This is a genomic window from Nocardia sp. GP40, from assembly GCF_050434125.1.
Lineage (GTDB): Bacteria > Actinomycetota > Actinomycetes > Mycobacteriales > Mycobacteriaceae > Nocardia > Nocardia albiluteola.
Genome location: NZ_JBNPVW010000018.1, coordinates 190,296 through 197,739, shown reverse-complemented (window position 1 = coordinate 197,739; position 7,444 = coordinate 190,296). Strand labels below are relative to the sequence as shown.

General features: G+C 67.6%; 7 protein-coding genes. 5 read left to right on the top strand and 2 right to left on the bottom strand.

The window, feature by feature from the left end; translation table 11 throughout:
- Window positions 1–91 precede the first annotated feature (91 nt).
- Together ABH933_RS39355 and ABH933_RS39350 are read right to left on the bottom strand one after the other, a co-directional pair.
- Window positions 92–838, bottom strand: coding sequence for a TIGR03943 family putative permease subunit (locus tag ABH933_RS39355; protein ID WP_429419275.1), 747 nt, complete (start codon window positions 836–838; stop codon window positions 92–94).
- Complete coding sequence (locus ABH933_RS39350; protein ID WP_429419277.1) at window positions 835–1,905, bottom strand: permease; 1,071 nt, start codon at window positions 1,903–1,905, stop codon at window positions 835–837. The genes ABH933_RS39355 and ABH933_RS39350 overlap by 4 nt, the downstream gene beginning before the upstream one ends.
- 166 nt (window positions 1,906–2,071) lie before the next feature.
- Between ABH933_RS39350 and dop the strand changes: the two genes are divergently transcribed.
- The 5 genes from dop to pafA all read left to right on the top strand — a co-directional run bounded on the left by dop (window position 2,072) and on the right by pafA (window position 7,309).
- Window positions 2,072–3,571 (top strand): depupylase/deamidase Dop, encoded by a 1,500-nt coding sequence (gene dop / locus ABH933_RS39345; protein ID WP_429419279.1) that lies wholly within the window; start codon window positions 2,072–2,074, stop codon window positions 3,569–3,571.
- Window positions 3,572–3,917: 346 nt separating this feature from the next.
- The gene (locus tag ABH933_RS39340; RefSeq protein ID WP_429419281.1) at window positions 3,918–4,112 is read left to right on the top strand and encodes a ubiquitin-like protein Pup; all 195 of its coding nucleotides are present in this window, start codon (window positions 3,918–3,920) and stop codon (window positions 4,110–4,112) included.
- Window positions 4,113–4,126: 14 nt separating this feature from the next.
- Window positions 4,127–4,966 (top strand): proteasome subunit beta, encoded by an 840-nt coding sequence (gene prcB, locus ABH933_RS39335; RefSeq protein WP_429419283.1) that lies wholly within the window; start codon window positions 4,127–4,129, stop codon window positions 4,964–4,966.
- Window positions 4,963–5,775 (top strand): proteasome subunit alpha, encoded by an 813-nt coding sequence (gene prcA, locus ABH933_RS39330; RefSeq protein WP_429419285.1) that lies wholly within the window; start codon window positions 4,963–4,965, stop codon window positions 5,773–5,775. The genes prcB and prcA overlap by 4 nt, the downstream gene beginning before the upstream one ends.
- A gap of 175 nt (window positions 5,776–5,950) precedes the next feature.
- Window positions 5,951–7,309 carry a Pup--protein ligase gene (gene pafA, locus ABH933_RS39325; protein ID WP_215916953.1) on the top strand — a complete coding sequence of 453 codons (1,359 nt, stop codon included), beginning with the start codon at window positions 5,951–5,953 and terminating at the stop codon, window positions 7,307–7,309.
- The last annotated feature ends 135 nt before the right edge of the window (window positions 7,310–7,444 follow it).

Below are 7,444 nucleotides of genomic sequence, written 5' to 3'. Positions count from 1 at the left end.
ATATTTTCGTCAACCCCCGCGTGACTCTCGGTAGGTACCCGGCCCGTGCGGGCCGGTTCGATCAGGGCGGATTCCGGAACGCGGGCAGCATCTAGCCGTACACGTGGGCGGGGGCAGGGATGGTGTGCATCTCCGTCACCGTGAGGGTGGGCGTCATGTTGTCGGCCCGGGTGGCGCTGTTGGCAACGACCCTGCCCTGGACCGAGACCCACGTGTCGTCGGGCAGCGGGGTGACCGGGCCGTCGAGGTGGATGCGCAGGGTCTGGGCGTCGGCCACGCAGCAGGTGATGACGACGCGGGCCAGGTCGAGTCCGTCGTGCCCACCGTCGAGGCGGGGACTGCCGTCCTCGTCGGTGCGGACCACGAAGCCCATCACGGTGACCTGCCGCCGGTCCAGCTCGCCACTGGAATCGTAGGAGGCGCGGTCGATCAGGTCGTACATGCGGATGGTGGGGGCATCGCCGGGCGGCATCGGCGAGAAGGGGAATTTGCCGTCGTCGCCGGCGGTCGCCGCGGCGGGTTTGGCGATACTGGCCTGGGCGGTGGTCCCGGACTGCACGGAGACCGCGCCCAGGGCGGGCGGAACGATGATCAGCAACGCGGCGATCGGCGCCAGCAGCAACCATTGCGGGCGGCCGGGGTGGTGGTCCGGTTCCGCGTCACCGCGCACGTCCCGCACGATCGCGACGACGGCGAGCAGCAGCAGTGCGGCCCCGCTGACGATCAGATACGGCCGCAGCCCGGGCTTGACGTACCGCAGAAACGTGCCGTCGAGCGAGATCCTGAGCACCGCCGCACCGATCAGCAGCAGCACGAAATTCTGCGCCGCCCGGTTCATCGCGCCCCCACGAACAGATATCCGGCGGCCGCACCGCACACCGTCGCCACCACGAATGTCATGGGCGCGAAGCGAATCGCGAACCGCCGCCCGAAGGTGCCCGCCTGCATCGCGAACAATTTCACATCCACCGCGGGGCCGACCACGAGGAAGACCAGCCGGGGCAGCAGCGGCAGGGCCGACATGCTCGACGCGACGAAGGCGTCGGCCTCCGAGCACAGCGCCAGCACCACGGCCAGCAGTGCCATCACCCCGATCGAGACGATGAGCTGCCCGGACAGATCCCGGTACCAGGACGGCGGAACCAGCACGTGCAGGGCCGCGGCGGCCATGGCGCCGATTACGAGGAACGCCGCGGCCTGCATGAAATCGTGCCGGGCGGCCTCGGCGAAGACCTCCCACCGGGACCTGCCGGCGGCGCAGTGATCATGGCCGTGCGGGCGCGCCCGGAACCACTCGGGCCTGCCGAACCGCGCCCACAGGTACCCCATGACGAAGGCGGTGGCCAGCGATCCGGTGAATCGCGCGGCCACCATGCCGGGCTGCCCGGGAAACGCGACCGCGGTGGCGATCAGCACGACGGGATTCACCGCCGGCGCCGACAGCAGGAAGGCGAAGGCGGCGGCGCCGGGTGCGCCCTGATCCATCAGCCGCCGCGATACCGGCACCACTCCACATTCGCAGCCCGGCAACGCGATTCCCGCCAGACCTGCCACCCCGATGGCCGCGGTTTCGTTGCGCGGCAGCAGTTTCCGCAGCATCTCGGGGGAGACGAAGGCCACGATCGCGCCGCTGATGGCGACGCCGAGCACCAGGAAGGGCACTGCCTGGACGAAGACTCCGGTGAAAATCGTTGTGGCGGTTTGCAGTTTCGCGCTCCCACCCACCCAGCGGCTCAGCGTGCCCTGGAAGATCAGGCCGAGAGCCAGCAGTGCCGCGAGCACGTAGGTGGAGAACCTGTACAGCAGGCGGGTGAGCGGCGATCCGCCGGGCGGGGAGGTGGTGTGGCCGGTCGGCGTCGCATGGCCGGTGTGGCCGGACATCTCACCCGTTTGCGGTACCGACACGTGCTACCCCCATCGTCGCTGGCGAACCGAGCTGCTGATGACACTGTGCTGCACATGACGATCCCACACACCACCGACAGGTGTGAATCCGGATTCGGTGCCGCGCGTGTCACCCAACGGACCCCGCCGCCGCCCCCGACGGCCGATCGTCGCCTAGTCTCAACTTATGCAGCGCATCATCGGAATCGAGGTCGAGTACGGGATCTCCACTCCGACCGAACCCTCGGCCAACCCGATTCTCACCTCCACCCAGGCGGTGCTGGCCTATGCGGCCGCCGAAGGCGTGCCGCGGGCCAAGCGCACCCGATGGGACTACGAGGTGGAATCCCCGCTGCGCGATGCTCGTGGGTTCGATCTCGGACGCCTCAACGGGCCCGCCCCGGTGATCGACGCCGACGAGGTCGGCGCGGCCAACATGATCCTCACCAACGGCGCCCGGCTGTACGTCGACCACGCGCACCCCGAATACTCCGCCCCCGAGGTCACCGACCCCCTGGACGCGGTGGTCTGGGACAAGGCCGGCGAGCGGGTGATGGAGGCCGCCGCGCGCTACGCCTCCAGCGTGCCCGGCGCGCCCCGGATGCAGCTGTACAAGAACAACGTCGACGGCAAGGGCGCCTCCTACGGCACCCACGAGAACTACCTGATGAGCCGCGATACGCCGTTCAATCAGATCATCGTGGGCCTGACCCCGTTCTTCGCCTCCCGGCAGGTGATCTGCGGCTCCGGACGCGTGGGCATCGGCCAGTCCGGCGACACGGCCGGATTCCAGCTCTCGCAGCGCGCGGACTACATCGAGGTCGAGGTCGGCCTCGAGACCACGCTCAAGCGCGGCATCATCAACACCCGCGACGAGCCGCACGCCGACGCCGACAAGTACCGCCGCCTGCACGTCATCATCGGCGATGCCAACCTCTCCGAATGGTCCACCTACCTCAAGGTCGGCACCACCGCGCTGGTGCTGGATCTGATCGAGGCGGGGCAGGACCTGTCGGATCTGCAGCTGGCCCGCCCGGTCACTGCCGTCCATGCCATCAGCCACGATCCCACGCTGCGGGCCACCGTCGCGCTCGCGGACGGCCGCGAGCTGACCGGCCTTGCGCTGCAACGGATCTATCTGGATCGAGTGGCCAAGTTCCACAGCCGCCAGGGCACCGACGACGCGCGCGTGTCCGATGTCGTCGAGAAGTGGGCGCACGTGCTGGACCTGCTCGAGCGGGACCCGATGGAGTGCGCCGATCTGCTCGACTGGCCCGCCAAGCTGCGGCTGCTCGAGGGCATGCGCAACCGCGAGGGCCTGGGCTGGGCCGCGCCGAAGCTGCACCTGATGGACCTGCAGTACTCCGATGTGCGCCTGGACAAGGGTCTGTACAACCGCCTGGTGGCGCGGGGTTCGATGCAGCGACTGGTGTCCGAGCAGCAGGTCGTCGACGCGATGACCGCCCCGCCGACCGACACCCGCGCCTACTTCCGGGGCGAATGCCTGCGCCGCTTCGGCGCCGATATCGCGGCGGCAAGCTGGGATTCGGTGATCTTCGATCTGGGCGGGGACTCGCTGGTGCGGATTCCCACCCTGGAGCCGCGGCGTGGCACCAAATCTCATGTCGGCAAGCTGCTGGACGGCGTGCAGACCGCCTCGGAGCTGGTCGAGCAGCTCACGACGTAGGCGTGCATGGTCGGGCTGCAAGTCTTTTGGACGGCGTGCACACCGCCTCGGAGCTGGTCGAGCAGCTCACCACCTAGGAAGCGGCGACCGGCTACGCGGACCGCGAACGCGAAATCCGGCCGCCACGGTGCGGTGATATGGCTGCTGCGGCGTTGCGGAGTGAGCGGAGCGAACCAAGGAGCCAGCGCGCTGTGCGCAGGACGGAGCCGAGCGTTAGCGAGGTGGAGTCCTGGGCACATTGCGGTGTAATCCGGCATGTTGTCGGCGCCGCTGGGTAGTGTTGAGGAACGAGCATCGGACTTTTTCCGGTGCTCGCCGATGATCAGTTAAGAGGAGGTCGGCTGCGATGGCACAAGAGCAGACCAAACGCACCGGTGGTGGTGACGAGGACGAGGGCGACGCCAGCGGCGATGGGGCCGGGCAGGAGCGTCGCGAGAAGCTGGCGGCGGATACCGACGACCTGCTCGACGAGATCGACGATGTGCTCGAGGAGAACGCGGAGGACTTCGTTCGCGCGTACGTTCAGAAGGGCGGCCAGTGACACCAGGTGACCCCATGCGGCTCCAACCGGGGTACGCCCTGTCATCCTTCTCTGAGCATCTGCGCTCGCACGCGCCGGAACTGTTGCCCAGCAACGGTTTTGCGCGCGCCGCCGACTCGGCCGTCGCGGCGGCCGGTGCGCAGGACATCGCTCCGCACGGCACCACCATCGTCGCGGTCAGCTATCGCGGCGGCGTGCTGATCGCGGGCGACCGCCGGGCCACCCAGGGCAACCTGCTGGCCAGCCGGGACATGGAGAAGGTGTACATCACCGATACGTTCTCGGCGGCCGGCATCGCCGGTACCGCCGGGGTGGCGGTGGAGATGATCCGGTTGTTCGCCGTCGAGCTGGAGTACTACGAGAAGATCGAGGGGGTGTCGCTCACCTTCGACGGCAAGTCCAACAAGCTGTCGAAGATGGTGCGTGACAACCTCCCCGCGGCCCTGCAGGGTCTGGCGGTGGTGCCGATCCTGGTCGGCTACGACGACCATGCGGCCGACCCGGACAAGGCCGGTCGTATCGTCTCCTACGACCTCGTGGGCGGCCGGAGCGAGGAACGTTTCGGCTACACGGCCACGGGCTCGGGCTCGATGTTCGCCAAGTCGTCGCTGAAGAAGACCTACGCCCGCGGGATCGACCAGGATCGCGCCCTGCGCATCGCGGTCGAGTCCCTGCTGGACGCCTCCGACGACGACACCGCCACCGGCGGGCCGGATCTGATGCGCGGCATCTACCCGACGGCGATCACCATCGACGCCGAGGGCGCGGATGAGGTCTCCGACGAGCGGCTGGCGGAAATCGCGCAGGCGATCGTGGCCGAGCGAGCGATCGAGGAAGGAAGTGCGACAGCATGACACTGCCGTACTACGCGTCGGCCGAGCAGATCATGCGCGACAAGACCGACCTTGCGCGCAAGGGCATCGCACGGGGTCGCAGCGTCGTGGCGCTGGTCTACGACAAGGGCGTGCTGTTCGTCGCCGAGAACCCCTCGGCGACGCTGCACAAGGTGAGCGAGCTGTACGACCGCGTCGGATTCGCCGCGGTCGGCAAGTACAACGAGTTCGAGAACCTGCGCAAGCACGGCATCCTGAACGCGGATCTGCGCGGTTACCAGTACGACCGCCGGGACGTGACGGGCCGGGGCCTGGCGAACATGTATTCGTCCCTGCTCGGCACGATCTTCACCGACCAGCTCAAGCCCTACGAGGTGGAGCTGTGCATCGGTGAGGTCGGCTATCCGGAGCAGGACCCGGAATCGGTGTTGTACCGGATCAATTTCGATGGCTCCATCGTCGATGAGCGCGAATACGTGGTGATGGGTGGCAACACCGATCCGATCGTCTCCGCGCTCAAGGAGTCCTACCGGGCCGGGCTCGAGCTCGGCCCGGCGATCGGAATGGCGGTCGAGGCGCTGCAGAAGGGCACCCCGGAGGGCACCGACAAGGAGAAACGGGTACTGGGCGTTCGCTCGCTCGAGGTGGCCACGCTGGAGCAGCTGCGGCCGCGCCGGTCGTTCCGCCGCATCTCCGGCTCGGCCCTCGAGACCCTGCTCGCCGCGGGCACGGACGAGGAAAAGGCGGCGAAGGGCAAGTCCAAGACCAAGAAATCCGAGGAGTCCGGCGAATCGGAGACCCCCTCGGCCGGAGATCCGTCGAACTCGTAGATTCCCATATTTTCGCCCGGAAGAGGCCCCTTACACCCGCTGGCAGCGGGTGTAAGGGGCCTTGCCCGTCGGGCAGGTACCGCTATGCTTCGCACGCACAATCGTTGCGAAGACGTATGCAACCTTCTGCTCGCACAGCCACTTTCGGGCATGCCATAGCTGTAATGTCGATGGTGTGCAGCGACGAATTATGGGGATCGAGACCGAATTCGGGGTCACGTGTACGTTCCACGGCCACCGTCGGTTGAGTCCTGACGAGGTGGCCCGGTATCTGTTCCGCCGGGTGGTTTCCTGGGGCCGTAGCTCGAACGTATTCCTCCGCAACGGTGCCCGGCTCTACCTCGATGTCGGTTCCCATCCGGAGTATGCGACGGCCGAATGCGACAGCCTGGTGCAACTTGTCACCCACGACCGTGCGGGTGAGCGGGTGCTCGAGGAATTGCTCATCGACGCCGAGCAGCGCTTGGCGGAGGAGGGTATCGGCGGTGATATCTACCTGTTCAAGAACAACACCGACTCCGCGGGCAACTCCTACGGCTGCCACGAGAACTTCCTGGTCGTGCGCGCCGGTGAATTCTCCCGGATCTCCGATGTGCTGCTGCCGTTCCTGGTCACCCGCCAGCTGATCTGCGGCGCGGGCAAGATCCTGCAGACGCCCAAGGCGGCCACGTTCTGCCTGTCTCAGCGTGCAGAGCACATCTGGGAGGGCGTCTCCTCGGCCACCACCCGGTCGCGCCCGATCATCAACACCCGCGACGAGCCGCACGCCGACGCCGAGAAGTACCGGCGCCTGCACGTGATCGTGGGCGATTCGAACATGTCCGAGACCACCACGATGCTCAAGGTGGGCACCGCGTCGCTGGTCCTCGAGATGATCGAGGCCGGGGTCTCGTTCCGGGACTTCGCCCTGGACAACCCGATTCGCGCGATCCGCGAGGTCTCCCATGACCTGACCGGACGTCGTCAGGTGCGCCTGGCGGGTGGGCGGCAGGCCAGCGCGCTGGACATCCAGCGCGAGTACTACGCCCGCGCGGTCGAGCACTTGCGCAACCGCGAGCGCGATCCCCAGGTGGACGCGGTCGTGGACCTGTGGGGCCGCACCCTGGACGCGGTCGAGGCGCAGGATTTCGCCAAGGTCGACACCGAGATCGACTGGGTGATCAAGCGCAAGCTGTTCCAGCGCTATCAGGACCGCTACAACATGGACCTGTCCGATCCCAAGATCGCCCAGCTGGACCTGGCCTATCACGACATCAAGCGCGGCCGCGGCGTCTTCGACCTGCTGCAGCGCAAGGGCCTGGCCAAGCGGATCACCGAGGACGACCTGGTCGACGCGGCCGTCACCACGCCGCCGCAGACCACCCGGGCCAAGCTGCGTGGCGATTTCATCACCGCCGCCCAGGAGGCCGGCCGCGATTTCACCGTCGACTGGGTCCACCTCAAGCTGAACGACCAGGCGCAGCGCACGGTCCTGTGCAAGGATCCGTTCCGCTCTGTCGATGAACGAGTCGATCGGCTGATCGCATCGATGTGATCGGCCCAGGCTCGACGCCGGGTGCGGTACGAGAGTGCGTCGATGCAGGTCGATGGGCGAGCGTGAGGATCGCATTGAAGTGATACAGGCCGCCCGTCGTCGCGGGGCCTCCCGGAGGGAGGGCGGCGGCGTGGC

What these genes read in the sequence shown, in the direction of transcription:
- ABH933_RS39340 (WP_429419281.1), top strand. Translation starts at nt 3,918, where the DNA reads ATGGCACAAGAGCAGACCAAACGCACCGGTGGTGGTGACGAGGACGAG.
- prcB (WP_429419283.1), top strand. Translation starts at nt 4,127, where the DNA reads ATGCGGCTCCAACCGGGGTACGCCCTGTCATCCTTCTCTGAGCATCTG.
- prcA (WP_429419285.1), top strand. Translation starts at nt 4,963, where the DNA reads ATGACACTGCCGTACTACGCGTCGGCCGAGCAGATCATGCGCGACAAG.
- ABH933_RS39355 (WP_429419275.1), bottom strand. Translation starts at nt 838, where the DNA reads ATGAACCGGGCGGCGCAGAATTTCGTGCTGCTGCTGATCGGTGCGGCG.
- dop (WP_429419279.1), top strand. Translation starts at nt 2,072, where the DNA reads ATGCAGCGCATCATCGGAATCGAGGTCGAGTACGGGATCTCCACTCCG.